The sequence below is a fragment of the Amycolatopsis oliviviridis genome (assembly GCF_014654365.1).
GTDB classification, from domain to species: domain Bacteria; phylum Actinomycetota; class Actinomycetes; order Mycobacteriales; family Pseudonocardiaceae; genus Amycolatopsis; species Amycolatopsis oliviviridis.
On record NZ_BNAY01000001.1, the window covers coordinates 519,344 to 544,230 of the forward strand.

Annotated in this window: 22 protein-coding genes; 8 read left to right on the forward strand and 14 right to left on the reverse strand. The window is 68.8% G+C overall.

The features are described from left to right. Positions 1 to 46 precede the first annotated feature (46 nt). Together IE302_RS01915 and IE302_RS01920 are read left to right on the forward strand one after the other, a co-directional pair. A complete protein-coding gene (locus tag IE302_RS01915) occupies positions 47 to 946 on the forward strand; it encodes a helix-turn-helix domain-containing protein (protein ID WP_191251109.1) in 900 nt (299 codons plus the stop codon). Positions 947 to 1,017: 71 nt separating this feature from the next. Then, the gene (locus IE302_RS01920; RefSeq protein ID WP_191251111.1) at positions 1,018 to 2,667 is read left to right on the forward strand and encodes a choice-of-anchor A family protein; all 1,650 of its coding nucleotides are present in this window, start codon (positions 1,018 to 1,020) and stop codon (positions 2,665 to 2,667) included. On the opposite strand, the gene IE302_RS01925 is transcribed toward IE302_RS01920, so the two are convergent. After that, positions 2,642 to 3,538 carry a DUF2268 domain-containing putative Zn-dependent protease gene (locus tag IE302_RS01925; protein WP_191251114.1) on the reverse strand — a complete coding sequence of 299 codons (897 nt, stop codon included), beginning with the start codon at positions 3,536 to 3,538 and terminating at the stop codon, positions 2,642 to 2,644. The genes IE302_RS01920 and IE302_RS01925 overlap by 26 nt on opposite strands. 110 nt (positions 3,539 to 3,648) lie before the next feature. Continuing rightward, positions 3,649 to 5,034: an alpha/beta fold hydrolase gene (locus IE302_RS01930; protein ID WP_191251116.1), complete on the reverse strand. Its 1,386-nt coding sequence runs from the start codon at positions 5,032 to 5,034 to the stop codon at positions 3,649 to 3,651. 132 nt (positions 5,035 to 5,166) lie between these two features. Here IE302_RS01930 and IE302_RS01935 point away from each other — a divergent pair, with 132 nt between their 5' ends. Further along, positions 5,167 to 6,060 (forward strand): helix-turn-helix domain-containing protein, encoded by an 894-nt coding sequence (locus tag IE302_RS01935; RefSeq protein WP_191251118.1) that lies wholly within the window; start codon positions 5,167 to 5,169, stop codon positions 6,058 to 6,060. 7 nt (positions 6,061 to 6,067) lie between these two features. Here the strand turns inward: IE302_RS01935 and IE302_RS01940 are convergent, their stop codons facing one another. Both IE302_RS01940 and IE302_RS01945 read right to left on the reverse strand, forming a co-directional pair. Continuing rightward, a complete protein-coding gene (locus IE302_RS01940) occupies positions 6,068 to 6,739 on the reverse strand; it encodes a GntR family transcriptional regulator (protein ID WP_191251120.1) in 672 nt (223 codons plus the stop codon). Further along, positions 6,736 to 8,169 carry an aldehyde dehydrogenase family protein gene (locus tag IE302_RS01945; protein WP_191251122.1) on the reverse strand — a complete coding sequence of 478 codons (1,434 nt, stop codon included), beginning with the start codon at positions 8,167 to 8,169 and terminating at the stop codon, positions 6,736 to 6,738. The genes IE302_RS01940 and IE302_RS01945 overlap by 4 nt, the downstream gene beginning before the upstream one ends. A gap of 138 nt (positions 8,170 to 8,307) precedes the next feature. Here IE302_RS01945 and IE302_RS01950 point away from each other — a divergent pair, with 138 nt between their 5' ends. After that, complete coding sequence (locus tag IE302_RS01950; protein ID WP_191251124.1) at positions 8,308 to 9,753, forward strand: GMC family oxidoreductase; 1,446 nt, start codon at positions 8,308 to 8,310, stop codon at positions 9,751 to 9,753. On the opposite strand, the gene IE302_RS01955 is transcribed toward IE302_RS01950, so the two are convergent. Genes IE302_RS01955 through IE302_RS01965 form a run of 3 tightly spaced genes read right to left on the reverse strand, consistent with a single transcriptional unit; the run spans position 9,737 to position 12,729 of the window. Beyond that, on the reverse strand, positions 9,737 to 10,660 hold the full coding sequence (locus IE302_RS01955; RefSeq protein WP_191251126.1) for an alpha/beta hydrolase: 924 nt from the start codon (positions 10,658 to 10,660) through the stop codon (positions 9,737 to 9,739). The two genes, IE302_RS01950 and IE302_RS01955, sit on opposite strands and share 17 nt — an antisense overlap. Further along, positions 10,657 to 11,616 (reverse strand): aldo/keto reductase, encoded by a 960-nt coding sequence (locus IE302_RS01960; protein WP_191251128.1) that lies wholly within the window; start codon positions 11,614 to 11,616, stop codon positions 10,657 to 10,659. Before IE302_RS01960 ends, IE302_RS01955 begins: the two co-directional genes overlap by 4 nt. Before the next feature lie 9 nt (positions 11,617 to 11,625). Then, positions 11,626 to 12,729, reverse strand: a complete 1,104-nt coding sequence (locus IE302_RS01965) for a zinc-binding dehydrogenase (protein ID WP_191251130.1) — start codon at positions 12,727 to 12,729, stop codon at positions 11,626 to 11,628. Between the two features lie 50 nt (positions 12,730 to 12,779). Here IE302_RS01965 and IE302_RS01970 point away from each other — a divergent pair, with 50 nt between their 5' ends. Beyond that, a complete protein-coding gene (locus IE302_RS01970) occupies positions 12,780 to 14,159 on the forward strand; it encodes an amidohydrolase (protein ID WP_191251132.1) in 1,380 nt (459 codons plus the stop codon). Here the strand turns inward: IE302_RS01970 and IE302_RS01975 are convergent. After that, positions 14,076 to 14,792 (reverse strand): SDR family NAD(P)-dependent oxidoreductase, encoded by a 717-nt coding sequence (locus tag IE302_RS01975; protein WP_191253032.1) that lies wholly within the window; start codon positions 14,790 to 14,792, stop codon positions 14,076 to 14,078. The two genes, IE302_RS01970 and IE302_RS01975, sit on opposite strands and share 84 nt — an antisense overlap. Before the next feature lie 69 nt (positions 14,793 to 14,861). Between IE302_RS01975 and IE302_RS01980 the strand changes: the two genes are divergently transcribed. Further along, positions 14,862 to 15,803 carry an aldo/keto reductase gene (locus IE302_RS01980; RefSeq protein WP_191251133.1) on the forward strand — a complete coding sequence of 314 codons (942 nt, stop codon included), beginning with the start codon at positions 14,862 to 14,864 and terminating at the stop codon, positions 15,801 to 15,803. 183 nt (positions 15,804 to 15,986) lie between these two features. Here the strand turns inward: IE302_RS01980 and IE302_RS01985 are convergent, their stop codons facing one another. The 5 genes from IE302_RS01985 to IE302_RS02005 are packed head-to-tail and all read right to left on the reverse strand — an operon-like array spanning position 15,987 to position 21,911. Beyond that, entirely contained in the window at positions 15,987 to 16,679 is a 693-nt protein-coding gene (locus tag IE302_RS01985) for an alpha/beta fold hydrolase (protein ID WP_229907551.1), read from the reverse strand. A 36-nt stretch (positions 16,680 to 16,715) separates the two neighbouring features. Then, entirely contained in the window at positions 16,716 to 17,636 is a 921-nt protein-coding gene (locus IE302_RS01990) for an ABC transporter permease (protein WP_191251135.1), read from the reverse strand. Then, complete coding sequence (locus IE302_RS01995) at positions 17,633 to 18,577, reverse strand: ABC transporter permease (RefSeq protein WP_020636398.1); 945 nt, start codon at positions 18,575 to 18,577, stop codon at positions 17,633 to 17,635. The genes IE302_RS01990 and IE302_RS01995 overlap by 4 nt, the downstream gene beginning before the upstream one ends. Further along, complete coding sequence (locus IE302_RS02000) at positions 18,574 to 20,154, reverse strand: ABC transporter substrate-binding protein (protein WP_191251137.1); 1,581 nt, start codon at positions 20,152 to 20,154, stop codon at positions 18,574 to 18,576. The genes IE302_RS01995 and IE302_RS02000 overlap by 4 nt, the downstream gene beginning before the upstream one ends. After that, positions 20,151 to 21,911, reverse strand: coding sequence for a dipeptide ABC transporter ATP-binding protein (locus tag IE302_RS02005; RefSeq protein WP_191251139.1), 1,761 nt, complete (start codon positions 21,909 to 21,911; stop codon positions 20,151 to 20,153). Before IE302_RS02005 ends, IE302_RS02000 begins: the two co-directional genes overlap by 4 nt. A gap of 234 nt (positions 21,912 to 22,145) precedes the next feature. Between IE302_RS02005 and IE302_RS02010 the strand changes: the two genes are divergently transcribed. Next, positions 22,146 to 23,132 (forward strand): methyltransferase, encoded by a 987-nt coding sequence (locus IE302_RS02010; protein ID WP_191251141.1) that lies wholly within the window; start codon positions 22,146 to 22,148, stop codon positions 23,130 to 23,132. Then, on the forward strand, positions 23,129 to 24,064 hold the full coding sequence (locus IE302_RS02015) for an alpha/beta hydrolase (protein WP_191251142.1): 936 nt from the start codon (positions 23,129 to 23,131) through the stop codon (positions 24,062 to 24,064). The genes IE302_RS02010 and IE302_RS02015 overlap by 4 nt, the downstream gene beginning before the upstream one ends. Before the next feature lie 200 nt (positions 24,065 to 24,264). Here IE302_RS02015 and IE302_RS02020 read toward each other — a convergent pair whose 3' ends face one another. Next, the gene (locus IE302_RS02020) at positions 24,265 to 24,852 is read right to left on the reverse strand and encodes a TetR/AcrR family transcriptional regulator (RefSeq protein WP_191251144.1); all 588 of its coding nucleotides are present in this window, start codon (positions 24,850 to 24,852) and stop codon (positions 24,265 to 24,267) included. Positions 24,853 to 24,887 lie beyond the last annotated feature (35 nt).

The following is a 24,887-nucleotide window of genomic DNA, read 5'->3' on the forward strand; positions in this document are numbered from 1 at the left end:
TTCACCCGACGAAAGTCGGGCGTTTCGGGCGGTACGCTACGCCTTCATGACGAGCACCGTTCCGGCGGAATTCGGAGCCGCTCTGCGCGCCGCGATCGAGCGCAGCGGGCTGAGTCTCAACGAGATCAGCCGTCGTCTGCGCGCCAGGGAGACGCCGGTCAGCATCAGCGCGCTCAGTTACTGGCAGAACGGGGAGAACCGGCCCGAGCGGGCCAGTTCGCTCGCCGCCGTCACCGCGCTGGAAGCCATTCTCGGTCAGCGGCCCGAAACGTTCACCGGCCTGCTGGGACCGCGGCGGCCACGCGGCAAGGTGAACCACCGATCAGTGGCCTACGACCAGGTGTGGCGCCATCCGGAGACGTTCGCGCGCGCGTTGGCCAAAGTGGATGCGACGCCGGAGGATCTCGACACTCCACACCGGATCTCGCAGTACGTGTCGTTCCGGGTCGACGGCGGCGGTCACGAAGAGTCGATGCGGGTCCGGCGGCTGATCCGCGCCGATCACGACGGCACTCACCGGTTCCTGTTCGTGATCCGTTGCTCCAGTCTCACCAGGGAACCGGTGGTGCTGTTCACCGAGGGCTGCAGCCCTTCGCGGTTCCGCGCGGACGTCCCGTCGTCCACCTGCGCCTTCGAATTCATGTTGGATCGGACCCTGTCCGCGGGAGAGCTGGCTTTCGTGGCGTTCGGCGTCCGGTTCCCGCCGGGACAGACCGGGATGCACACTCAGATGGCCATCTTCCGGCCCGCGAGAGATCTCGCGTTGAGCATCGAGTTCGAACCGGACCGCCTGCCCCGGCGATGCGTCGCGTTCTTCCAGCCGCGCTGCGCCGCACCGCTGGAAGAACGCGGAGAGACGACCTTCGACCAGGGAAACTCCACTTTTCAGTTCATCACCCTCGACCCGCTTCCCGGGCAATACGGAATTCGGTGGAGCTGGACCTGAAACCACCCGGTCGGGGGTATTTCCGGATTCCGATTGTGTTCATCCGGTCGATGGGCATGAGAATCGCCCACATGCGTGCAAGGCGATTCGCGTCCATTTCTGCCGGTGCCGCCGCCGCGGTGTGCGTGGCGGCCCTGGTGGTCACCGATGGCGCGGTCGCCGCCCCCTTGCCGGGCGGACTGGGACCGTGCGTCGGTTCGGCCTGTCCCGGCAAGTACCCGCCGGTGAACAATCAGGACTACGCCGGCCGGGACAACGGCATCAACGTCTATGTCGGCGGTGAATTCCAGGTACGCGAAGCGGCGGCGGAAGCCGAAGGCCGAGTCGTCGTCCTCGGTGATTTCGACATGGCGAAACGAGCGGGTGCGTCCGCCATCTACAACGTCGGCATCGCCGGTGTCGGATCACGGGTCCCGCCGCCGGACGGCGCGGACTTCCTGACCACCGGGGGCAACGTCAGCGTCGCGGCCGACCAGCGGCTGCTCGCCGACGGCGGCGTCGTCCGGCACGCGGGAACCGTCACCGGGACGGTGACCGGCACGCTCGAAAAAGACCCCGACGCGGCGAAACCCTACGTGGGCCTGCGCGAGGATCTTCGGGTGGCGAGCAAGTGCTACGCCAGGGAAGGCACCACGCCGCGCCCGGCCACGGGCACGGCACGCAACGAGGGATACCGCACCCTGTTCACCGGGGACGGGAAATCCGCGTTGCAGGTGTTCAACGTCGACTTCGACCTGGCGTCGGCCACTGGCGGCATGCAGGGCATCGAATTCGAAGGCATCCCGGCCGGGGCGACGATCCTGGTCAACATGGTGGGCGCAGCCCGGACGATCAACACCTACACCGGTGACCTCAACGACCAGGACCCGCTGAACAAACTGCGGGAACGGCTGCTGTGGAACTTCCCGGACGCCACCAAGGTGAAGATCGCCGGTGGCGCCCAGTTCCAGGGAAGCGTGCTGATCGGCGAGCCGGGCAGCACCGCGACCGTCACCGCGTCCGGCATGAACGGCCGCTTCTTCACCACGGGTTCGCTGGTCCACAGCTCCGAGGCAGGCGGTGGTGGCGGGCAGGAGTTCCACGCCTACCCGTTCACCGGCGACCTGCCCGAATGCGGCAGCACGCCGACCACGACACCGAGCAGCTCGACCTCGACCTCCACGTCATCTTCGTCGTCGTCCAGTTCGACGAGCCCGACCACGACCAGCAGCTCGCCGACGAGCAGCAGTTCGACCACGACCAGCAGCAGCTCGACTTCGCCGACGTCGACTTCCAGCTCGCCGACCTCGACCACGTCCACGTCCACCACTCCGACGTCGACCACGTCGTCGAGCCAGACGAGCAGTTCGACGTCCAGCAGCACCACGTCGAGCAGCAGCTCGTCCAGCCCGACGTCGTCGAGCAATACCTCGTCGAGTTCCACCTCCAGCAGCAGCGCCACCACGTCGTCGAGCCCGACCAGTTCGAGCAGCGCGTCGTCGAGCAGCACTTCGCCGACCACCAGCAGTTCCTCGAGCACCACGCCGGGACCTGGAGTGACCACGTACACGACACCGGGGCAGCCGGGGGCGAGCACTCCGGGCGGCGGGCCGACCGACAGCGGCCCGCTGGCCTCCACCGGTAGCGACATCCGCGGACTGCTGGTCTCCGGCGGGTTCCTGCTGCTCCTCGGCGGCGCGCTGGTGGCCCTCACGATCAGGTCGAGGCGCCGAGAGTCCTGAGCGCGGTGTCGATGACGTCGCGGCGGTCCGCCAGCAGGGCCTCCGCGGCGGTGCGGCCCGTCGCGGCCAGGTAGGCGTCGACGAGGCGGTTGCCGACCGCGTACCCGGCGCCGGTCGGCAAGCCGACGGGAGTGGCGCCGTAGCGAGCGGCGGTCTCGTCGCCGTGCACCCAGGCCGTGAAGTTCCGCATGCCGGTGATCTCCAGCCCGGAGACGACCTTTACGAACACGGCGTCGTCATGCAGATGCGGCACGCCGATGCGGGCGTAGCCGAGTTCGTCGCCGTACAACTGACGGGCGAACGCGTCGGCCAGCCCTTCGGACACGATCTGCTCGCCGACGGTGACCGTCGCCGGATCCCAGATCACCCCGCCGGGGCTGTAGCGGAGGTTGTGGTTCAGTTCGTGGACCGCCGTGGCCTCCAGACGTGCCAGGTTCTCCGGATACGGCCAGAAGTTGAGGTGGATGTAGCCGGACACACTGCCGTTCGCCGTCATCCCCAGGTTCGGGCCCATGAAATGCCCGTCGCCCGGATCACCCAGCACGGTGAGGACGGTGATGTCCGGGACCGCGAGCCCGGGTGTCGCCGCGAGCTGCGCGGTGACAGCGTCGTCGAGCGCTCTCCGGATACGGTTCCAGGCGTCGGCTTCGTGCAGGGCTTCCAGCGCTTCGAGGCAGCGTTCCTCGTCGCGGTCGAGCGGGAACCCGGAACTCATCGCGTGCATCGCGACGAGGTCGACGTCGCCGGGGAAGTAGTGGTACATGCCGGCGGCGGGTTCGGCCATCGCCTTGAACAGGGCGGCGCGGTCCGCCTGCGGCGCGCGCAGGATCTCGCGCATCGCGGGGTAGGTGTCGAGGACCTTGATCGTCATGAGAGTGACGGTAAAGCCTCCAGTAGGGGGAGACTCAAGTCCTGGCGTCACGTGTCGTCCACTCGATCACGTGAAAGCACCGGCTCGGCCGAAATCGGGAGACCGAGGCTTCACCCGGCGAGGAACTCCGCCACCGCCTTCCGCCCGGCGTCACCCGGCTCGCGGTTCTGGATGGAATGCGCCGCCCCTTCGACGATCACGACCTTCCCCCGCGGCGCCGTCTTCGCTTCCTCGTAGGCCCATTCCATCGGCGTCGACAGGTCGTGGTCGCCGTTGAGCAGCAGCACCGGGACGTCCGGGAGCTTCCCGACCGGATTCGAACTCGGCGGCACGACAGGCCACGGCAAGCAGGTCTGGACGAACCCGACCCCGGTCGCGACTGCCGCGGTGAACGGCCACGTGTCCCGGGCGCTCAAGCGTTTTCCGGCCAGTTTCAGCAACGGCTCGCGGGCGAAGGCCGGTGTTCCGGCGTCGCCCCAAGGGAAACGCATGTCCGTGCACAGTGTGGCCGCGTGCAGGCCCGAACTGTACGAAGTGAGCGGATCCCCGCCCGACGCGAGATTCCGTAGTAGTGAGTCGAGTTTCGCGGTGTCGCCGTCGCGCGCGGCGCGCAGAGCGGTGATCAGATCGGTCCCCAGCGCCGAAGGGTTCCGATAAGTCGGGTCGACGAACTCGTAGGTGACGATCATGTCGAACAGCGCGACACCGGCCGCGGTGTCCCGGTTCCGGACCAGCCACGCGAGGTCCTCGGCCGGGTCGGATCCGCACGCGGGCGGCTTGGCGCACGCGTCGCGCAGCACTCGCGCGGTCGCCTTCAGTCCCTGGAGGTATAACGACTGGTCGATCGTCGCGTGGTGCGGGAGAACGGAATCGAGGATCACCTTGGAAACGTTGCCCGGATGCGCGACGGCGTACCGCGCGGCGGTTAGGGAGCCGTAGGAAACCCCGTCCACCACCATTTTCCGCGCTCCGAGTGCCCGGCGGAGCAGGTCGAGGTCGGCGACCGTCGAGTCGCTGCCGTAGAACCGCGCCTTGTCGCCGAGCGCCGCGGCACAGGCGGTGACCGCCTCGCGGGTCGGCGGTTCGATGTCGGAACTGCCGACCTGAGCCTGTAGTTCCGGGCAGTCGATGGCGTTCGCGCCGGTGCCCCGCTGGTCGATCATCACCAGCCGGTGACCGGCGAACACTTCCGGCATCCGGTCGAAAAGGCCGGTGCTGAACGGGACGCCGGGCTGCCCCGGGCCGCCGGTGAGGAACAGCAGCACCTCTCGGGGCGCGTCCGCGTTGTTCGCGGTGGCGACCTGGAGTTTCAGCGTGCCGCGGGTGCGGCCGCGATGGTCGAGCGGAACGGTCAACGTCGAGCAGGTGAACCGCGCGTCGTGCGCGCAAGGCCGAGGCTCCTCGAGCCGTGGGCCCGCGGCGACGGCGGTGGCCGGTCCGGCGAGTCCGGCCGACAGGGCGACGATCGCGGCGAGGACGAGCGTTTTCGATCGCATGGACCGATTCTGACCAGGTCCGTTCGGCGCCACGCGAGGTTTCACCCAAGTTGCTCCGGTCGGACGACCCTGAGGCGGAACCCGGGAAAAGCCCGGATGGCCAGAGCGCCACCCGCCCCTAACGTCGTGATCATGATCCGACGGATACTGCTGACGCTGCTCGCCGGCGCGGCGGTCTTGCTGGTGCCCTGGACGGTCTACCTCGCGCATACGCTGCCCGACCGGTACGACACCGGCCAGTGGCGCGCGGCCTGGGTCGGCTTCGACATCGCCCTCCTGCTCTGCTTCGCGGCCGGCGCGTGGCTGGGGTCGCGCCGCCGCCGGGCGGCCGTGCCGCTGCTGTCCGCGACGGCCGCGATGCTGTGCTGCGACGCGTGGTTCGACGTCATGCTCGGCTGGACGTCGGCCGAACGGTGGACGAGCGTCGCCCTCGCCGTCTTCGTCGAGATCCCGGTCGCCGTCCTGCTGGCCCTCGCCGCGCGGCGGCTGCTGAGCGGAGCGATGCCGAGGAGAACGGTGAACCTGCGCGACATCGCCATGCGCGAGGACCCGCGATACCACCGGGTGACGCGGGAGCTTCCCGGCGGCGCCGAGGAGATCGCACGCCGGACGGGGCTCGACCGGACCGAGGTCACCGCATGCCTGAAAACGTTGCAGGAAACCGGATTCGTGCGCAGGAACCGGCAAGGGACCTGGACGTCGATCCCGCAGGACCTGCGTGAGCCGAGTCCGGACGACTACGACGGCGCGGACCGGGCGCGGGTCACCGCGTTCCTCGACGCGAAATACGCGAACGAAGTCGCACTGCTGTCCTGGGCCGCGGCGCACCGCGACGAGTTCGGCCCGTGGTCGACGGCTCAGCGGACTTCGACGCGGCTGACCGAAGAGGAATTCCGCGAACTGGACACCGAGTACCGCGAGCTGATCGCGCGGTACTGCCAACGCCGTCGGCGTCCGGCGGCGGACGAGAAGGAACTCTCGGTGCGCTTCTACGCGTTCCCGCCGCCGGAGACCGTGCCGTCCTAGGACCGGACTAGGGGTGCCGCCAGGCCAGGAACGTCTCCAAGGTGGTCAACCGGTGCTCGCGCACGGCCAGTTCGATCTCCCCGGCGGGCGCGTTCCGGTCGAACAGGTCGAGGATCTTCTGGTGCTCCTGCACGGATTCGTGCGCCCGGCCGGGGACGAAGCTGAACGTCGACGTGCGCAGCCCCGCCAGCCGGTTCCAGCCGCGGTTGACCAGGTCGAGCACCTGCGGATTGGGACAGGTGCCGAACAGGACGCGATGGAAGTCGCGGTTCAGCGCGGTGAACCGCGACGGCTCGAAGTTGTCCAGGCAGGCGGTCAGCTCCGCGTTGAGCCCTTTGGCCTCGTCGAGCACCTCGCCGGGCAAGGACGGCGCCGCCAGCGCGGCGGCGTAGCCCTCGACCAGTGCGAGCGTCTGCATCGTGTGCTGGTAGTCGCTCTCGTCGACCATCGCGACCTGCGCGCCGATGTTGTGCTCGTAGGTGACCAGCCCTTCGGCCTCCAGCCGCCGGACCGCCTCCCGGACGGGCACGGTGCTGACCCCGAGTTCCTGCGCGATCTGCCCGAACACCAGCCGGTAGCCGGGGGAGAAGGTGCCGTCGTCGATCCGCGCCTTGATCCAGTGGTAGGCGATCTGCGACTTGCTCTTCGCGGTCGAGTTCACCGCGTCGCCTGCGGTCACGAGTAGTGCAGCCAGACTGATTTGATCTCGGTGTACGCGTCGATCGCCCACGGGCCCATCTCGCGCCCCCAGCCCGACGCCTTGTACCCGCCCCACGGCGCGGCCATGTCCGGGATCGGCGGCATGTTGACGAACACCGCGCCCGCCCGGATGCCGTTCGCGAACCGCTGCGCGACGCCGAGATCGCGCGTCCACACGGTGGCCGCGAGCCCGTATTCGGTGTCGTTGGCGCGGGCCAGCAGTTCGTCCTGATCGTCGTAGGCGGTGACGGCGAGGACCGGGCCGAAGATCTCTTCGCGCATGATCGTCATGTCGTCGGCGACGCCGGCGAACAGCGTCGGCGAGTAGAAGTAGCCGTCGCGGTCGACGGCCTGGCCGCCGGTGACGAGGTCCGCGCCCTGTTCGCGACCGGTCGAGACGAGGAAGTCCACGTGCTCGCGGTGCTTCGCGGACACCAGCGGCCCGAGCTGGGTGGACTCGTCCAGGCCCGGTCCGAGCTTGAGACCCTCCAGCCCCGCGGCCAGCTTGGCGACGAACTCCTGTTCGCGCTTGCGGTCCACGAAGAACCGGGTGTACGCCGCACAGACCTGCCCGCTGTTCAGCGTCGCGCCCGCGAGGTTGCCCGCGACGGCGGCGTCGATGTCGGCGTCGCGTGCGATGATGCTGGGCGCCTTGCCGCCGAGTTCGAGGGTGAGCCGTTTGAGGTTCGACTCCGCGCTGGCGGCCGTGATCAGCTTCCCGACCGCGGTCGACCCGGTGTAGGACAGGTGGTCGACGTCGCCGTGCCCGCTCAGGAGCGCGCCCACCGAGCCGTCACCGGTGACCAGGTTGACCACGCCCGGCGGGAACCCGGCCTCTTCCACCAGCTCGACCAGCCGGATGCTGGTCAGCGGGGTGACCTCGCTGGGTTTGATCACCACGGTGTTGCCGGTGGCCAGCGCGGGCGCGAGCTTCCACACCAGGATCATCAGCGGGAAGTTCCACGGCGTGATCAGCGCGTTCACCCCGACCGGCTCGCGGCGGGTGTAGTGCAGCGTGTCCGGGAAGGACACCGGGTTGGTGGTGCCCTGGATCTTGGTCACCCAGCCCGCGAAGTACCGCAGGTGCTCGGCCGCGCCGGTGACGCTGACCTGCCGGGAGATCCCGATCGGCTGGCCCTGGTCCCGCGTTTCGAGCGCGGCGAGCTCCTCGTGGTGCGCGTCGACCAGCGCCGCCAGCTCGAACAGCAGCGCGGCCCGCTGGACCGGCAGCAGTCCCGCCCAGGCGGGGTCGTTCAGCGCCTTCCGGGCGGCACCGACGGCGGCGTCCACGTCGGCGGACGACGCGGTCCCTACTTCCTCGATCACCTGGCCCGTGGCCGGATCGTACGTCGGCAGCGACCCGCCTCCGGCGGCGGTCCACTGTCCGTCGATGAACAGGCGTGTGGCCATGGCTAGCTCCTCCTCGACCGGTGTGTGATCGAGTATCGGGCGCCACGCGGTCCCCGGTCTTGCCCGCCAGGGCACGCCGATTGTCGGCCAGCGAACCGAATCCGCCGGACCTCGTCACGGCTTGCGAGGGTGGGGGACATGGACGTCATCGTGGTGGGAGCGGGTTCGGCCGGTTCGGTGGTCGCCAGGAGACTGGCCGACTCCGGGGCATGGGTCACCCTGCTCGAAGCGGGCGGGCCGGACACCAACCCGGCCATCCACGACCCTTCGCGGGCCGGGGAGCTGTGGCACGGCCCGGAGGACTGGGACTACTACACCGTGCCGCAGCCGCACGCGGCGAACCGGCGGCTGCATCTGCCGCGCGGCAAGGTGCTCGGCGGGTCGCATTCACTCAACGCGATGATCTGGGTGCGCGGCGCCCCGGCCGACTACGACGGCTGGGACCTGCCCGGCTGGCGGTGGGACGACGTGCGCCCGGTCTTCGAGCGGATCGAGAAGGATCTGCTCGACGTCGTGCCGAACGAGCCGCTGCACCCGATCCAGCAGTCCATTGTGGACGCTGCCGTGCAGATCGGCCTGCCGTTCAACCCGGACTACAACGGCGACGAGCTCGACGGCGTCTCGGTGCAGCGCGTCACCACGCGGGGCGGCCAACGGCTCAACACCTGGCTCGCCTACGGGCAGCCCGCCATCGACCGGATGACCGTCCACACGGGAGCGCTCGTGCACCAGCTGCTCTTCGAGGGCGACCGGGTGACCGGCGTGCTGGCCGAAGTGGACGGCGAACTGCGGAAGGTCTTCGCCGACGAGGTCGTGCTCGCCGCCGGCGCGCTGGCCTCACCGGCGATCCTGCTGCGCAGCGGTGTCGGGCCAGTCGACGAACTGGAGGTGCACGGCATCGACGTCGTCGCCGAACTGCCGGGGGTCGGGAAGAACCTGCACGACCATCTGCTCTCGCCGGTCATCTTCGCGACCGATCGCCGTCAGGTCGACCCGCCCGCGCCCGGCCGTTCGGTCACGCAGACGCATCTGTTCTGGCGCAGCCGTCCCGGGCTGAGGGTGCCCGACACTCAGCCGATCCACTTCAGCGTGCCGATGTACGAGGAGTGGATGACCGGTCCGGAGACCGGGTTCTCACTGATGGCGGGCATGGTCACGCCGCGCAGCCGCGGCAGTCTCCGGCTTTCGGGGCCGAGCCCGCTCGACGAGCCGCTGATCGACCTCGCCGCTCTGGAGGACCCGGCCGACTTCGAGAGCCTGGTCGCGTCGGTGGAGCAGTGCCGGGAAATCGGCCGCGCGTCCGCGCTGGCCGACGACTGGGGCGCCCGCGAGCTCTACCCGGGGCCGGACGCCGACGTCCGCGAGTACGTCCGGCGGACCGCCATCACCTACCACCATCAGGTCGGGACCTGCCGGATGGGCACCGACGCCGAATCCGTGGTCGGCCCGGACCTCACCGTGCACGGGCTGAGCGGGCTCCGCATCGCCGACGCGTCGGTGCTGCCGCGGGTGACCACGGGCAACACCAACGCGCCGGCGGTGCTGGTCGGCGAGCAGGCCGCTCGGTTCATGCTCGGCCGATAGTGCGGCGCAGCCAGGAGGCCCGGGTGGCGCGTGCGGCCCGGGCCACCTCGCTGTCCGGGGCGAACCGGTCGAAACCGTGGTACGCACCAGACCAGACGTGCAGTTCAGTGGGCACACCCGCCTGCCAGAGCCGACGCGCGTAGTCGACGTCCTCGTCGCGGAAGATCTCGGCCGCGCCGACCTCGATGAAGGCGGGCGGGAGCCCGGTGAGGTCTTCCGCGGTCGCCGGGACCGCGTACGGCGAGGTCTGTCCATTCAGGAGGGACCGCCAGCCGAACTCGTTGGCCTCCCGTCCCCAGACGCCGCGTTCGGCGAATTCCAGGGTGGACGCGGAGTCGTTGCGGCTGTCGATCATCGGGCACAGCAGCAGCTGACCGGCCAGTGCCGGTCCGCCGCGATCCCTGGCCAGCAGGGCGATTCCCGCGCTGAGCCCACCACCCGCGCTACCGCCGCCGACGACCAGCCGGGCGGGGTCGAAGCCGAGTTCGGCGGCGTTCTCGACCATCCAGGTCAGGCCCGCGTAGCAGTCCTCCAGCGGCGCCGGATGCGGATGTTCGGGCGCGAGCCGGTAGTCCACGGTCACCGCGACGAAGCCGAATTCTTCGACCAGCGCGACCATCCGCGGCAGATCGGCGAACCGGTCGTCCAGCACCATGCCGCCGCCGTGGATGTTGTAGAACCCCGGCGCTTCCCGGGCTTCCCGGGGCTTGACGACGGTCACGACGACGTCGGTGCCGGGAACCGTCCGGTCTTCCCAGACGAGATCCCGGTCGCCGATCGCCTCGGCACAGGTCAGGTTCATCTCGGCCATGGCCTGCCGCATGCCCGCCAGCGATTCCGCGCTCAACGGCGGCCCGGACGGCAAATCCTTGAGCGCCTCGGCGAGTTCGGGGTCGAAGGCCGTCACGGTCCCTCCGGGTCGACGATGTCACGGTCCGCCCAGTGCGGCTCGACCAGCGCGCGGAGTTCTTCCGCGCCCACACGCTCGACGAGGTCCACCGCGCCCAGGTTGTCCTTCAGCTGCTCGGTGCTCGTCGCGCCGAAGAGCGTGGTCGTGTTGGCCGGGTGGGTGAGGGTGAAGGCCAGGCACAGCTGGGCGGGCGTCGCGTCCAGTTCGGTCGCGATCTTCGCCAGCTCCGGGGCGGAGGCGGCGATGCGCTCGCGGATGTCGCCGGGGTCGCGGCCGACCTGACGAGCGCCGCTGTTCTTGCCCAGCAGGACACCGCCTTCGAAGATGTCCGAAGACTGGAGCGTCACCCCGAGTTCGCCGAACACCTTCTTGAAGGGCTCACCGTCCGGAATGGACCGGCGGGCGACGCTGTATTTCAGCTGCGCGATGGCGGGGCCGGGTACGTTTTCCGCCGCGGCGAAGTCGTGCAGGGCCTGGATCGTGGTGGCCGACCAGTTGTTGACGCCCCAGTGGAGGATGAGCCCGGCCTCGCGGAGTTCGTTCAGATCCAGCACCAGGCGGTGCAGATCGGTGTCGTCACGCCGGAGATCGCCCAGCACCACCAGATCGGCGTGCTCGACGCCCGCGCGGAACAGCGCGTTGTCCAGCTGGTCGCGGAGGTTGTGCTCCGGGTAACCCTCCAGCCAGAGCTTGGCCGAAAGCAGGTAGTCCTCGCGCCGGAGCCCGGCCGCGCGGACCATGGCGGAGAACAGCACGTCGGTGTAGACCGGGGTGGCACCGGGGAATCCGTAGACCCCGACGTCGAAGAGCGTGATTCCGGAATCGACCGCGGTACGGACGAGGTTCACCGCCTCGCGGAAGTCCATCCGGTCGTAGGTGTGCCAGGAGCCGAGCGAGAGCACGCCGGTGAGCGGGCCGTCGCGGCCGATGCGGCGCTGGGGGATGACGGGCATTCGAGTCTCCTAGGGAAGGCGGGGATCGATGACGGCTTTGAGTTCGCCGAGCCGCGACATCGACTCGACGCTCTTGGACGCTTCGGAGAGCCCGACGGGCGCGCTGAACAGGTCGTCCCAGGGCATCCGATCGGCGAAGGCGCGGAAGAAGTCCACTGAGCGGTGGTAGTCGGCGATATCGCCGTTGAGCGAGCCGACGACCGTGAGTTCCTTGCCCATGACGGTGCCGAGCGCCACGGGGGCGGGCAGGGGACCGGTGGAGCCGACGACGGCGATCGTGCCGCGCTGGGCGGCGAAGGCCACGGCCTCTTCACCGATGGTCGGCCCGCCGGCGAAGTCGAAGACGTGGTCGGCGCCGTGGCCGCCGGTGAGTTCCTTGACCCGTTCGACACGGTCTTCGACGGTGCCGTCGACCGGGATCGTCGCCGTCGCCCCGAAACGTTCGGCGGTCTCCAACCGGTCGGCGGGGCCGCCGATGGTGATCACGTCGCCCGCGCCGGAGATCCGCGCGACGGCGGTGGCGAACACGCCCAGTGCGCCGGCGCCCTGGACCACGACCGTCGCACCGGGACGGATCCCGCCGGAGCGTGAAACGGCCCGCAGTACGGTTTTGCCCGCGCAACCGGACATCGAGGCCCAGGTGTCCTTGACGTCGTCCGGCAGGAGGAGTTTGGCCGCGCCGGGTGTCACGTAACAGTACCGGACGAGGCCGCCGGTGGCGTACGGGAAGACGTCGGAACGCTGGAGAAAGCCGTATCCGCGCTTCTCGCAGGCGACCGGTTCGCGCAGGATCGTGCAGCCGTAACACTTTCCGCAGGTCGACTCGGACCAGCCGATGCGGTCGCCCTCGGTGATCTCGCGGCCGAGGGTGTCGGTGGTCCCCGGTCCGACGGCCACCACCTCGCCGACCATTTCGTGACCCAGCACCATCGGGAGCATGCCGGGGAAGGTCATCTGGCCGGACCAGATGTGCACGTCGGTGCCGCACAAGGTGGTGCAGGTGATCCGGACCAGCGCGGCGCCTGGTTCCGGCTCTTCCGGTAGCGGTAGTTCCCGCAAGGTGAGCGCGGAGCCGTGTTCGGTGAGCACCGCCGCTTCGGTTCTGTTGACCATCTTTTTAGTCTACAGTCGTAGGAGAAAAAGTCCAGATCCTGGAGGAAACCATGCCGTCGCAACGTATTCGCCCCGCTTCACTCGTGGTTCGCGGCGGTCCCGTGCTCACCTTCGACCCGGCGGGCACCGTCGTACAGGCGATGGCCGTGCGCGACGACCGGATCGTCGCCGTCGGCGACGTCGCTTTGGATCACATCGGCCCGGACACCCAGGTGATCGACCTGGCGGGGAGAACCGTCCTTCCCGGCATCAACGACGCCCACCTTCACGCGACGTGGCTGGGTGCCCGGTGGCCGCATACGCTCATCGGCGGTGCCGGATTCACCGGGGGAGAAGAGAAAACGGTGCGGACCGCCGACGAACGGCGGACCGCGATCCTGCGCGCGGGCGATCTGTGCGCGTCGCTCGGCATCACCAGCTACACCGAGCCCGGCCTGGGGCCGGGGGAGAAGGGCTGCTTCGGCGCCGAGGTCCTGGAGGAGTACGCGGCGCTGGCCTCGGAAGGTCTTCTTCGCGCGAGGGTGACCGCGTTGCGGCTGTTCGGCCTGCTCGATGGCGCGAGCTCCCTGGAGGGCTTCCGGAGTGGGCTGGCCACGCCGTCACCGGAGGCGGATCCGTTGTGGCTCACCGTGCCCGGGGTCAAGATCTTCGCCGACGGCATCCCGCCGATGCGGTCCGCGTGGACGCATCATTGCTACGCCGACGGTTCGCACGGCGCGCTCCTCGTCGACGGTGACGACGACCCGGACCGCGCGGGCAACCTCGCCGAGATGATCCGCCTCGCCCATGACGCGGGAATGACGGTCGCCGTGCACGCCACGGGCGACCGCAGTATCGAGGCCTCTCTCGGGTCGCTTCGCCAGGGCGATCACCTGGTCCACGGGGATCTGGTGACGGCGGAGCAGCTGGCGCGGATGGCTTCCTCGGGAGTCGGCCTGACCACGCAGCCCGCGATCGCGGTGGCGATGCGGGGAATGCTGACGGACGCGCTCGGTGCCGAGGTCGGCGCCCGCGCCTGGCCGCTGGCGCAGATGCTGGACTCGGGTGTCCCGCTGACCTTGAGCAGTGACGCGCCGGTGGTCACCCCGGACTGGCGGGTGCACATCGCCGCGGCCGCCGCGATGCTGGAGGCGTCCGAAATGGACTCGGAGCTGATGGCCCGGTTGCTGCGCTGCTACACGGTCGCGGCCGCCGAACAGGACGGCGGGGCGGACTGGAAGGGCTCGCTGACCGTGGGCCGGGTCGCCGACTTCTGTGTGCTGGCGGCGAATCCGCTGGAGGTCGCGTTCGCGGACCTGCCGGACGTCGGTGTCGAACTCACCGTGTCCGGCGGCCGCGTCGTGTACTCAGGTGAGCAGTTGCCCGCCGTCGACCTGGAGGCTCACCCCGGTGAGATGGCCGGCGTCGGCGGAGGCGAGGAACAGGACTGACGGCACCACGTCGGCGACGGAGGCGATGGTTCCCAAGGGAATCCTCGCCTCCCACGCCGCGCGGGCCGCGGTGTCCGAGGCGAACCCGGCGGTCATCGGGGTCAGCACCGGGCCGGGGGCGACGGCGTTGACCCGGATTCCGTGCGGCGCCAGTTCGAGCGCGGCCGAGCGGGTGAGCGCCTCGACCGCGGCCTTGGTGGCTTCGTAATGACCGAGCCCGGGAGTCGGCTGCCGGGCGCCGATGGAGGTGATGTTGACGATGGCACCCCGGGTCCCGGCCGCCAGCATCTGCGCGCCGACCGCACGCGTCATCAGGAAGGTGCCGCGGAAATTCACCCGCATGCACAGGTCGAAGACGCCGATGTCCAGTCCCACCAATGGTCCGCCGCCCCCGGCGAGGCCGGCGTTGTTGACCAGGACGTCCACCGCGCCGAACCGTTCGGTGATCAGCGACAGCGCCGCGTCGACCGAACCGGGGTCGGAGATGTCGAGTTCCACGTGCTCCGCGCCGAGTTCGCCTGCCAGCTCGTGGGCCGCGCGCGCGTCTACGTCGGCGATGACCACGCGGTCGCCCGCGGACTGGAAGGCTTCGGCGACTCCGCGGCCGATGCCGCTGGCACCGCCGGTCACCACTACGAGTCTCTTGTTCATTCTACGATCGTAGACTAAAACTGGTTTCTGTTGCCAGAGAAAGGAAAACTCGTGCACGAGAAGCAGAACGGACTGGGCTTCGCCACTTCGGCACTGGGCCTGGGATCCTGGAACACCTGGGACCGCATGGAGTTCGACGACGCGGTGCGCCTGATCCGGTACGCGATCGACGCCGGGGTCACGCTGTTCGACGTCGCTCACTACAACATGGGGCCGCATTCCGAGCAGTCGCGCACGGACCTCCTCTTCGGCGAGGCCGTCCGGGCGGCCGGGATCCAGCGCGACGAATACCAGCTGTGCGGGAAACTCTGGCTCTGGGACTACCCCAACACCGGTTTCGCCGAGCAGCTCGCCACCTCGTTCGACCGCGTCGGCGTCGACCGCGCGGAAGCCGTCGTCGTCGGTGATTACTTCGAACGGCCGGACATCCCGCGGATCGTCACCGAGGTGGCCGAACAGATCCGGCTCGGACGGTTCGATGTCTGGGGTGTCAACAACTGGCACGCCTCGGATCTCGACCGCGCGCTGGAGTTCGCTGCCGCCGAAGGACTTCCGGCGCCGGCCTTCGCTCAGCTGAAGTACAGCGTCGCACGGCGTTCCATGGCGGAGGGCCCGTTCTATGGCGCGCACTTCGAGTCGGGACGGCTGACCTTGCAGGCTTCGGACATCTTCGAGGGTGGGGTACTGCTCGGCAAGACGCCGGAACGGAAGATCGGCGCGGACATGGGTGGGATCCGGGAGTCGATCCGGGACGCGGCGTCGCGCGTCGCTGCTGTGGCAGGGGATTTCGGAGTGAGTCCTTCGCAGCTGTCCGTCGCGTTTTGCCTCGCTTACGAGCCGGTGGCGAACGTCCTGTTCGGGGTGAGCCGGATGGCTCAGCTGGAGGACAACCTGGGCGCTGTCGCGTTGGCCGCTTTTCGTGGTGCGGAGGTGCGGGCGGCTCTGGAGGATCTCTGGCTGGACCGTTCGGTCGCCGCCGATGGGACCTTCTGACTGGCTTCGGGATGTCATGAAAGGGGCGTTCAGGACAGAAAACGTCTTGAACGCCCCTTTCATGACATCGGCGCAGGTGCGACAACCGGACGCGCGCCGAACCGGCCGGAACGCTATGAACGGTCCGTTCCTTGCCAAATTTGCAAGGAAAGGACCGTTCATAGCGCGCGTCGGGGCAAGTCGCTAGCCGAGGAACTCCAGCACGGCCGCCTTGAACTCCGCACTCCGCAGAGCTCCACCGTGGTCCCCGGGCACCCGCACGAGATCCGCGCCGGAAACCAGGTCCACCAAGGTCTCGATGCCCTGGCTCACCGGATCGTCCACCCCGGCCACGAACCGGGTCGGAACGGAGACAGCACCGGCGACAGGCGCGAAAGGTTCCCCGCGCAGGTCTTCGATGCACCGGGCGAGCGCGGCGGGATTCCGGCCCGGCGCGGTGATCATGTGCGCGATCATGCCGGTGAGCGGATCCGACGGCACCTTGCCGCCGTCGGCGTACGCCAGCGCGGCCGCGACGTCGACGGCGCCGAACGGTTCGAACGGGCTCACGCCCGCGAGCACGAGCCGCCGGACCGGTGCCCGCGCGGGCAGTTCCCAGGACAGCCGCGCGCCGAGGGAGTACCCGACGACGTCCACTTCGGACAGTCCGATGACGAGCCGGGACAGTTCGGTGGTGATCGCGGCGGCTCCCAGCGAGCCCGACGGGGCCGGGCTGGAGCCGTGCGCGGGCAGGTCGGGAACGAGGACCTCACGACCCGCGGCGGTGAGCGCGGCAGGCCATCCCGTGGTGATCCAGTCGGTGTGCCCGTCGGAGGCGAATCCGTGCACCAGCAGCACGGGCGGTCCCGAGACGGTCTCGGGAGCGAATCGGCGCACGGCCAGAGAAGTAGTGGCAGACAACGGGATCCTTTCTCAGCTGCCGGAGGGGCGGCGGGTGCGCAGACGCTGCATTTCGCTCAGCGTCCGCGCGCGGGCGTCGACGGCGATCCGCAGCGACGATCCGATGAGGTTCAGCAGGAACACGCACACCATGATCGTCACGCCGGGCGCGATCACCAGCCAGGGCGCCTGCACCAGGTACGACCGGCCTTCGGCGATCATGTTGCCCCAGGTCGGGGTCGGGGGAGCGATGCCGAGACCGAGGAAGCTCATCGCGCCGTCCACCAGCATCGCCGCCGCGGACAGGATCACGACCTGCACCAGCGCCAGCGGCAGCACGTTCGGGAACACGTGCACGACGAGGATCTTCCACTTGCTCATCCCCGACACCCGGGCCGCGCCGATGTAGGCCCGGCCGGCGATGCCGAGCACGCGGCTGCGGATGACGCGGGCGGTGAACGGGGTGAAGATCACCGTCAGCGCGATCAGCTCGGTCCAGATGCTCGCGCCGAGCGAGATCGCCAGCGCCATCGCGAGGATGATCGCCGGGAACGACATCCAGGCGTCCATCACCCGCATCAGCACCGCGTCGGCCGCGCGGAAGAAGCCGCTGATCAGCCCGATCACCAGGCCGGTGAAGGCCGCGCACAGGGTGATCAGGGCGGACAGCCCGAGCGACGCCCGGCCGCCCGAGACCAGCCGGGCGAGCACGTCGCGGCCGAAGGAGTCCGTGCCGAGGAGATGCGCACCCGACGGCGGCAGCAGCCGGTTCACCGGGTCGGTCGCGCTGACACTCGGCAGGAAGAACGGCAGGACGACCACGACCAGCACGATCAGCGCCAGTATCGCGGTGGTGATCACCAGCATCCGGTTGCGGCGGAACGTCTTCGCCGCGCGACCGGCCGGGGGTTTCTCCCGCACGGACGACGTCTTTTCGATCAGTGCCACGCTCACGAGACACGCACCTTCGGGTCGAGCAGCGCGTACGACAGGTCCACCAGCAGGTTGACCAGTACGAACAGCACCGCGACGAACAGCGTCACACCCTGGATCAGCGGGAAGTCGCGGGTGGACACCGCGCCCATCAGCAGATGGCCCAGGCCGGGCACGACGAAGATGGACTCGATGATCACGATCCCGCCGACCAGCATGGCGAAGTTGCTGCCCAGCTGGGTGATCAGCGGCATCAGCGCGTTCGGCAGGACGTGCTTGGTCATGACCTGCCGCTCGGACAGCCCCTTCACCCGCGCGGTGCGCAGATACGCCAGCGGCAGCTCGCCGAGCAGGCTTTCGCGCAGGGTGAGCACGAACAACGCGGTCTGCCCGATGACCAGCACGGTCAGCGGCAGCACCAGCGCGGGTACCGCCGTCGCCGGATCGGTGAACAGGTTCTCGTAGCCGCTGGACGGGAACCAGCGCAGCGTCACCGAGAACACCAGCACGAGCATCAGCGAGATCCAGAAGTCCGGCATCGCCATGCCGAGCGCGGACAGCCGGTCCAGCGCGCGTGCCACCGGGTTGCGCGGCGACACCGCCTGCCACGAGGTGATCGCGACCGACAGGAAGAAGCTGATCACCGTGGACAGCACGGCCAGGGTCAGCGTCGGCAGGATGTGGTCGGCGACCACACCGAGCACCGGTGCGTGATAGGTGATCGACGTGCCGAAGTCGCCGTGCAGCACGTTCCCGGCCCAGCTGAGGTACTGCTCCCACAAGGGCCCGTTCAGCCCCATGCTCTCCCGCAGGGCGTCCACATCGGACGGTCGCGCGGTCGGGCCGAGGATGGCCTGCGCCGGGTCGCCGGGGATCAGCCGGATGACGAAGAACATCATCGTCCCGACGATCACCAGGATGATCACCAGATCGCGCAGCCTGCGCAGCAGCAGACCGGTCATGACGCCAGCCAGGTGTTCCAGAAGACGCGGTAGAAGTCGCCGTAGCCCTTGAGCTTGGGGGAGTAGGCCGCGTACAGCCGGGACTGGCTCAGGGTGATCACCGACAGCTGCTTCCAGGTGAACGCCTGCAGCTTGTCCACGACCGCTTTCGCCTGCTCAGGTGTCGTCGAGGCGTTGTACTCCGCCATCAGCCCGTCCAGCTCGGGCGACGCGGAACCGTTCAGCGTGCCCAGGGTGAGCGCGGGCATCTGCGCGGGCGAGGTCAGCGCCGAGTCGAAGAACAGCGTGGTGATGTCCCAGCCGCCCGGTTCCTTGGTCAGCGTGCCGAGCATGGTGGCGAAGTCGAAGGTGTCGATCTTGGTGTTGATGCCTATCTTCGACAGGCTGTCCTGGATCAGCACGGCCCACTTGCCGAACTCCGGGTACGAGTTCGTGGTGACGATCCGGATCGTCGCGCCGGCGGTGATCCCGGCCTCGGCCAGCAGCTGCTTGGCCTTCTCCGGGTCGTGCTTCTTGTAGACCTCGTCGCCCGCGGTGGAATAGAACTGCTTGTTGTCCGGTGAGGCGAAGGCGCCGGTCTCCAGGGTGAGGTCCTTGCTGCCACCGGTGGCCGCGTTGATGGCGGGCTTGTCCAGCAGCAGGTTCAGCGCCTCGCGGGCCCGGGGGTCGGCGAACTTCGAACCGGTGTTGAAGTTCGGGATCACCACGTTGTCGTTGCCACCGGGCAGGTTGTGCACGACCACGGCCGGGTTGTTGCGCAGCGTCTCGTACTGGTCGTTCGTGGGCATGATGTGGTCCCACTGCCCGGTCTGCAGGCCGTTGATCAGCGCGTCCTGGTCGGAGACCACCTTGTAGGTCACGGTGTCCAGGTACGCGTGCTTGGCGCCCGCCTGCCCGCCCCAGTCCTCCTCGGACCGGGACTTGTAGCCGGTGTAGCGCTCCAGCACCAGCTCACGGCCGATGTCCCAGCTCTTCAGCTTGTACGGCCCGGTCCCGATCGCCTTGTCCTGGGCGAAACCGGTGGGCGCGGCCCCGGCGATGTTCTTCGCCTCGTAGATCTCCGTGCCGGCGCCGGCGAGCTCGTTGATCAGCGGGTACCGCGGCTGCTTGAGCTTGATGGTCACCGTCGCCGGATCGGTCGGCGTGATCGCCTCGATGTCCGGGGTGACCAGCTGGCCGGTGCGGTGGACCTGCTGCCAGCGCTTCAGGCTCGCCACGACGTCCTCGGACGTCAGCGGGTTGCCGTCGTGGAAGGTGACGCCCTGGCGCAGCTTGAAGGTGTAGGTGAGCCTGTCCGGGCTGGTGGTGTAGTCCTCGACCAGCATGGGCCGGGAGGTGAAGCTCCGGTCCACCTCGAACAGCTTCTCGTACATCATGTTGCCGATGTGGGCGGTCACCTGGCCGGGGTTCGCGACCATGTCGAGCGACTGCGGGTCGGTGGGCACGGCGACGTTGAGGTTGCCGCCGGGCTTCGGGGGCCCGTCGGCGGCGCCACCGCCTGCCTGCCCTCCCATACACGAGCTGAGCAGCAGGACGGTCGCCAGGCCGAGGGCGGCCGAGGTCAGGGTTCGTCTCATGGGTTCCGCACTCCAGTGTGGGGGTGGGCGGGCAGTTCGGGATTCGCCGCGAGGAGGCGGCGGGTGTAGTCGTGCCGGGCGTGGAGCCGGATCTCGTCCGGGTCGCCGATTTCGATCAGTTCGCCCCGGTACATCACGCCGACGCGGTCGGCGACCGAGAGCACCAGGCTGAGGTTGTGCGTGATGAACAGGAAGCTGAGCGCGCGGGTGCGCCGCAGTTCGAGCAGCAGGTTCATCACCTGGCCCTGCACCGAGACGTCGAGCGCGGAGGTGGGCTCGTCGGCGACGATGAGGTCGGGTTCCGCGGCGATCGCGCGGGCGATCGAGACGCGCTGACGCTGCCCGCCGGACAGCTGCGACGGCAGCTTCTTCGCCGTGTCCGAGGGGAGACCGACCTCGTCGATCAGCTCGGTGACCCGGCGGTCCAGTTCGGCGCCGCGGAGGCCGGTGAGCTCCCGCAGCGGTTCGGCGATGATCCGGGCGGCGGAGTGCCGGGGATCGAGCGAACTCTGCGGATCCTGGAAGATGAGCTGCGCGCGGCGGCGGAACGCGCGCTCGTCGCCGTCGAGCCCGGACGGCGTGCACCGGTGCTCACCGAAGGCGATGGTGCCCGAAGTGGGCGGTTCCAGCGCGCTCACCAGACGGCCGAGCGTGGTCTTGCCCGAACCGGATTCCCCGACCAGGCCGAAGAACTCACCGGGCGCGATCTCCAGCGAGACGTCCTTGACCGCGTGCACCTCGGGTTCGCGGCTCAGCGAGAACCGGCCGCGGCGTCCGTACACTTTGGACACCGAGTCGATGACGAGCGCGGTGCCCTCGCCGGCGTTCTCCGCTTTCGCGCCGTTGAGCTTCCTCGTCTCGGTCGCGACCGCCGAGTCGCCGTTCATCGCGGCTTCGAGCAGCGCTTCGGAGATGGTGGGGAAGCCCTCGCGCCTGCTCACGCCGAGCTTCGGGACACAGTCGAGCAACGCCTTGGTGTAGGGATGCTTCGGCGAGTGCAGAATGTCCTCTTTGGACCCGAGTTCGACCAGTTCGCCTCGGTACATCACGGCGATCCGGTCGGCGACCTGCGCGGCGACGCCCATGTCGTGCGTGATGAAGACGCACGCGGTGCCGTGGTCGCGGCGGACGCGGTCGAACAGGGTGAGGATCTCCGCCTGCGTGGTCACGTCGAGGGCCGTGGTCGGCTCGTCGGCGATCAGCAGGCCCGGGTCGGCCATCAGTGCCAGCGCGATCATCACGCGCTGCTGCATTCCGCCCGACATCTGGTGCGGGTACAGCGAAAGCACCCGGTCGGTGTCGGTGAGGCCGACTTCCTTCAGCAGGCCGCGGGCCTTCGCCTCGGCCTCGCGGTGCAACGGCGTACCCTTGCGCGCTGCCTGGCGAGGCAGGGAACCGGGCTTGCGATAGGCCTCGATCAGCTGCTTGCCGACCCGTTGACTCGGATTGAGCGAATCCAATGCCTCCTGGAAGATCATCCCGATCCGCGGGCCGCGGTAGGCGCGCATCTCGTCGGCGGAGAGGCGCGTGAGGTCCACGTCGTCGACGGTGATCTCACCGCGGGTGAACACCGGCGCGACGAACTCCAGCAACCGGATGATCGACAAGGCCGTCACCGTTTTACCGCTGCCGGATTCGCCGACCACGCAGAGTGTCCGGCCTTGTTCGAGGTCGAACGAAAGTTCGCGCACCAGTTCGCGTTCGGTTTCGTCGGCGATCACGCCGACGGTCAGTTCTCGTAATTCGAGCAGGGTCATGAATCCCCTTTCCCGTGCCCGCCCGAAGCGGACCGCACAGCCGGGGAACGGGCCTCCGGCGGGGGTAGTTCTACGCATGTTGACACTGGGCGAGTGCGCTGTCAATGGGTATATTCTACGAATGTAGGAAGTTGATATCCGGCAGGTTTTTCCTGGTGGTGGGCGAAAACTTGCACTGGATTCTTTTGTCTACGCCTGTAGACTCTCGGCCGAAACGAGCTAAGGAGGGCACCCGTGAGCGGGTCGACCAAGACTGCCGGTCCCGAGCGGATCGTGGACATCGCCGTGGGCTACATGGCGGCCAAGCAACTCTTCGCGGCGAGCCGGATCGGCCTGTTCACCGCGCTCGCCGACGGGCCGCTGACGGCCGCGGAGCTGGCGGGGAAGACCGGGAAACCGGAGAAGATCACCAGGATCCTCGGTGACGCCATGTCATCGCTCGGCCTGCTGTCCCGTGTGGACGGACAGTACGAACTGGCCGCCGATGCGGCCGAGTACCTCGGCGGCGGGGACCTGGACCTGGCGCCGTTCCTGACCTTCCTGGACTCGATCAGCTACCCGCATTGGTTGCAGTTCGGTCACACGGCGGATACCGGCGAACCCGGCGAACTGGAGATGGACGACGCGCGCTGGGGCACGTTCATGTCCGGCGTGATGACCTACAACGCCCTGCACGCCAAGATGATGGCCGGCGCGTTCGATTTCGGCTCCCATCGAAAGCTTCTCGACCTCGGCGGGCTTTCGAGCGCGTTCGCGGTCGAAGCGATGAAGGCCAACGAGGAACTGCACACGACGTTCGTCTTCGACCCGGGCTTCACCGAGTCGGTCACCACCGCGGCCGCCCTGGCGGGGCTCGCGGACCGGGCGACCGTCGTCGGGGCGGAGACCCCCACCGCGCGTCCGGAAGGCGAGTTCGACCTGGTGATGGTCAACCACGTCGTCCATCGTTTCGACGCGAAGCAGAACGCGGAGATCCTGCGCAACGCCCGCGCGGCCGCGTCGCCAGGCGCCACCTTGCTGCTGCTCGACTTCTTCCTGGACGACGACGCGGTCCAGCGGCCGATCGACGCGCTGCACGCGGGGGAGTACCTGGTGATCGACGGGACCGTCGTCTATCCGGAGGCCGAGGTCCGGGAATGGCTGAGCGACGCGGGCTGGCGGGTCACCGACCGGCTCGCGCTGCCCGGCAGCCCCCGGGTGCTCGTCGCGGAAGCGGTGTGACCGTGACGCTCGATCCCGCGGTCAAGGAACTCCTGGCCCGCAGTGCTCCGTCGGAGGTCCCCACCGGGCCGCTGACGGCCCCTGAATTGCGCGCCGCTTTCGCTGCTTCGTGGCGGCGTCCCGAGACGGTCGAAGAGGTCGCCTCGGTCACCGACCACGTCCTGCCCTCCGGGGTGCGCGTGCGGGTCTACCTGCCCGACGCCGCCGCGCCGGTGCCGGCGTTCGTCTGGATACACGGTGGTGGCTGGACGATCGGCTCGATCGACGAGAACGAGGTCGCCTCGCGCGCGGTGTGCAACGCGGCCAAGGTCGCCGTCGTCGCGGTGGACTACCGGCTCGCGCCCGAGAACCCGTACCCGGCTGCCCCGGCCGACTGCTATTCCGTCGTCGAATGGCTCGCCGCGGGGGGAGCCGGGGAGGCCGTCGACGCGGGGCGGATCGCGACCGGCGGGGAGAGCGCCGGCGGCAACCTGTCGACGGTGGTCTCGATGATGTCCCGCGACCGGAACGGCCCGCCGCTGGCCGCGCAGGTGCTGATCTGCCCGGTCTACGGGCATCCGGACGACGGTTTCCGGTCCTATGTGGACTACGCCGAGGGGTACGGCATGACGGCCGGGGCGATGCGGTTCTTCTTCGAGCAGTACGTGTCGGACCCGGCGCAGCTGAACGATCCGTACCTGCTGCCGCTGCGCGCCGACGACCTGACCGGGCTCCCGCCCGCGCTGGTGCTGACGGCCGAGTACGACGTCCTGCGGGACGAGGGGGAGGAGTTCGCGCGGCGGTTGACCGACGCGGGGACGCAGGTCGAGATGACGCGGTACTCGGGACAGATCCATGGTTTCTATGGTCTGTACACGGATCTGCCCGCTTCGCCGCGCTCGCACAAGCACGTGGCGAGCTTCCTGACGCGGGTGTTCGACCGTCGCGTTTAGTCCTCTGAATGCGGTCGTGCCTGGCGCCGCCACGTTGTGAACGCCACTTTCGCAACCCTCAAGGTTGCGAAAGTGGCGTTCACAACGCCCCTCATGTCGGGTTGATGCGGGTGTTCGGCCGTCGCATTTCGTCCTCTGAATGCGGCTGTTCGCACTACGTACTACCGCATTCAGAGGACGAAATGCGGTAGTACGTAGTGTCAGGGGCGGGCGAGCCGCGCGAAGAACGAGTCCAGGTGCTGTTGCTGCAGGGCGATCGTCGAGAACTCCCCGGCGACCAGGCTCATCACGTTCGCCCCGGCGTTGATCAGCACGACCTCGTCGACCAGCTGCTCGTCGGGGGTCTCGGTGACGATGTCGCCGTCCTCGCGCCCCTCGGTGAGATACCGGTGCAGCAGGCCGCGCCACGAGCGGATGTGCTCGAGGTACTTGTCCTGCAGTTTCGGATTCGTCAGCGACAGCTGCCAGAAGGTGAGCAGGACGCGCCCCGCGGCGATGCGGTCCTCGTCGATCGGCATCGACGAGACGCACAGCTCGCGGAGCGCGGTCAGCCCGCGTAATTCGTCCAGTTCCACGTACTCGCGCATCATGCCGAGCGCACGTTCGTAGGTGGCCTGGATGATGTCTTCCTTGCTCGGGAAGTACAGCTTGAGCGCACCGTTGGCGAAGCCGGCGGCCGCCGCGATCTCGCGCATGGTGGCGGCCTCGATCCCGCCCTGGGTGATCAAATCCCAGGTGACGTCGACGATGTGACTGCGCCGCTCGTCGTGATCGATGATCTTCGGCATCGGCAGACCTCCCGCACTGGTTCTTCTACCAGTGT

Excerpts from the sequence above, each read along its gene's own strand:
- IE302_RS02000 (WP_191251137.1), bottom strand. The coding sequence starts at position 20,154 with ATGAGACGAACCCTGACCTCGGCCGCCCTCGGCCTGGCGACCGTCCTG.
- IE302_RS01925 (WP_191251114.1), bottom strand. The coding sequence starts at position 3,538 with ATGACGATCAAGGTCCTCGACACCTACCCCGCGATGCGCGAGATCCTG.
- IE302_RS01920 (WP_191251111.1), top strand. The coding sequence starts at position 1,018 with ATGCGTGCAAGGCGATTCGCGTCCATTTCTGCCGGTGCCGCCGCCGCG.
- IE302_RS01965 (WP_191251130.1), bottom strand. The coding sequence starts at position 12,729 with ATGGTCAACAGAACCGAAGCGGCGGTGCTCACCGAACACGGCTCCGCG.
- IE302_RS02005 (WP_191251139.1), bottom strand. The coding sequence starts at position 21,911 with ATGACCCTGCTCGAATTACGAGAACTGACCGTCGGCGTGATCGCCGAC.
- IE302_RS02020 (WP_191251144.1), bottom strand. The coding sequence starts at position 24,852 with ATGCCGAAGATCATCGATCACGACGAGCGGCGCAGTCACATCGTCGAC.
- IE302_RS01930 (WP_191251116.1), bottom strand. The coding sequence starts at position 5,034 with ATGCGATCGAAAACGCTCGTCCTCGCCGCGATCGTCGCCCTGTCGGCC.
- IE302_RS01970 (WP_191251132.1), top strand. The coding sequence starts at position 12,780 with ATGCCGTCGCAACGTATTCGCCCCGCTTCACTCGTGGTTCGCGGCGGT.
- IE302_RS01945 (WP_191251122.1), bottom strand. The coding sequence starts at position 8,169 with ATGGCCACACGCCTGTTCATCGACGGACAGTGGACCGCCGCCGGAGGC.
- IE302_RS01950 (WP_191251124.1), top strand. The coding sequence starts at position 8,308 with ATGGACGTCATCGTGGTGGGAGCGGGTTCGGCCGGTTCGGTGGTCGCC.
- IE302_RS01935 (WP_191251118.1), top strand. The coding sequence starts at position 5,167 with ATGATCCGACGGATACTGCTGACGCTGCTCGCCGGCGCGGCGGTCTTG.
- IE302_RS01915 (WP_191251109.1), top strand. The coding sequence starts at position 47 with ATGACGAGCACCGTTCCGGCGGAATTCGGAGCCGCTCTGCGCGCCGCG.
- IE302_RS01995 (WP_020636398.1), bottom strand. The coding sequence starts at position 18,577 with ATGACCGGTCTGCTGCTGCGCAGGCTGCGCGATCTGGTGATCATCCTG.
- IE302_RS01960 (WP_191251128.1), bottom strand. The coding sequence starts at position 11,616 with ATGCCCGTCATCCCCCAGCGCCGCATCGGCCGCGACGGCCCGCTCACC.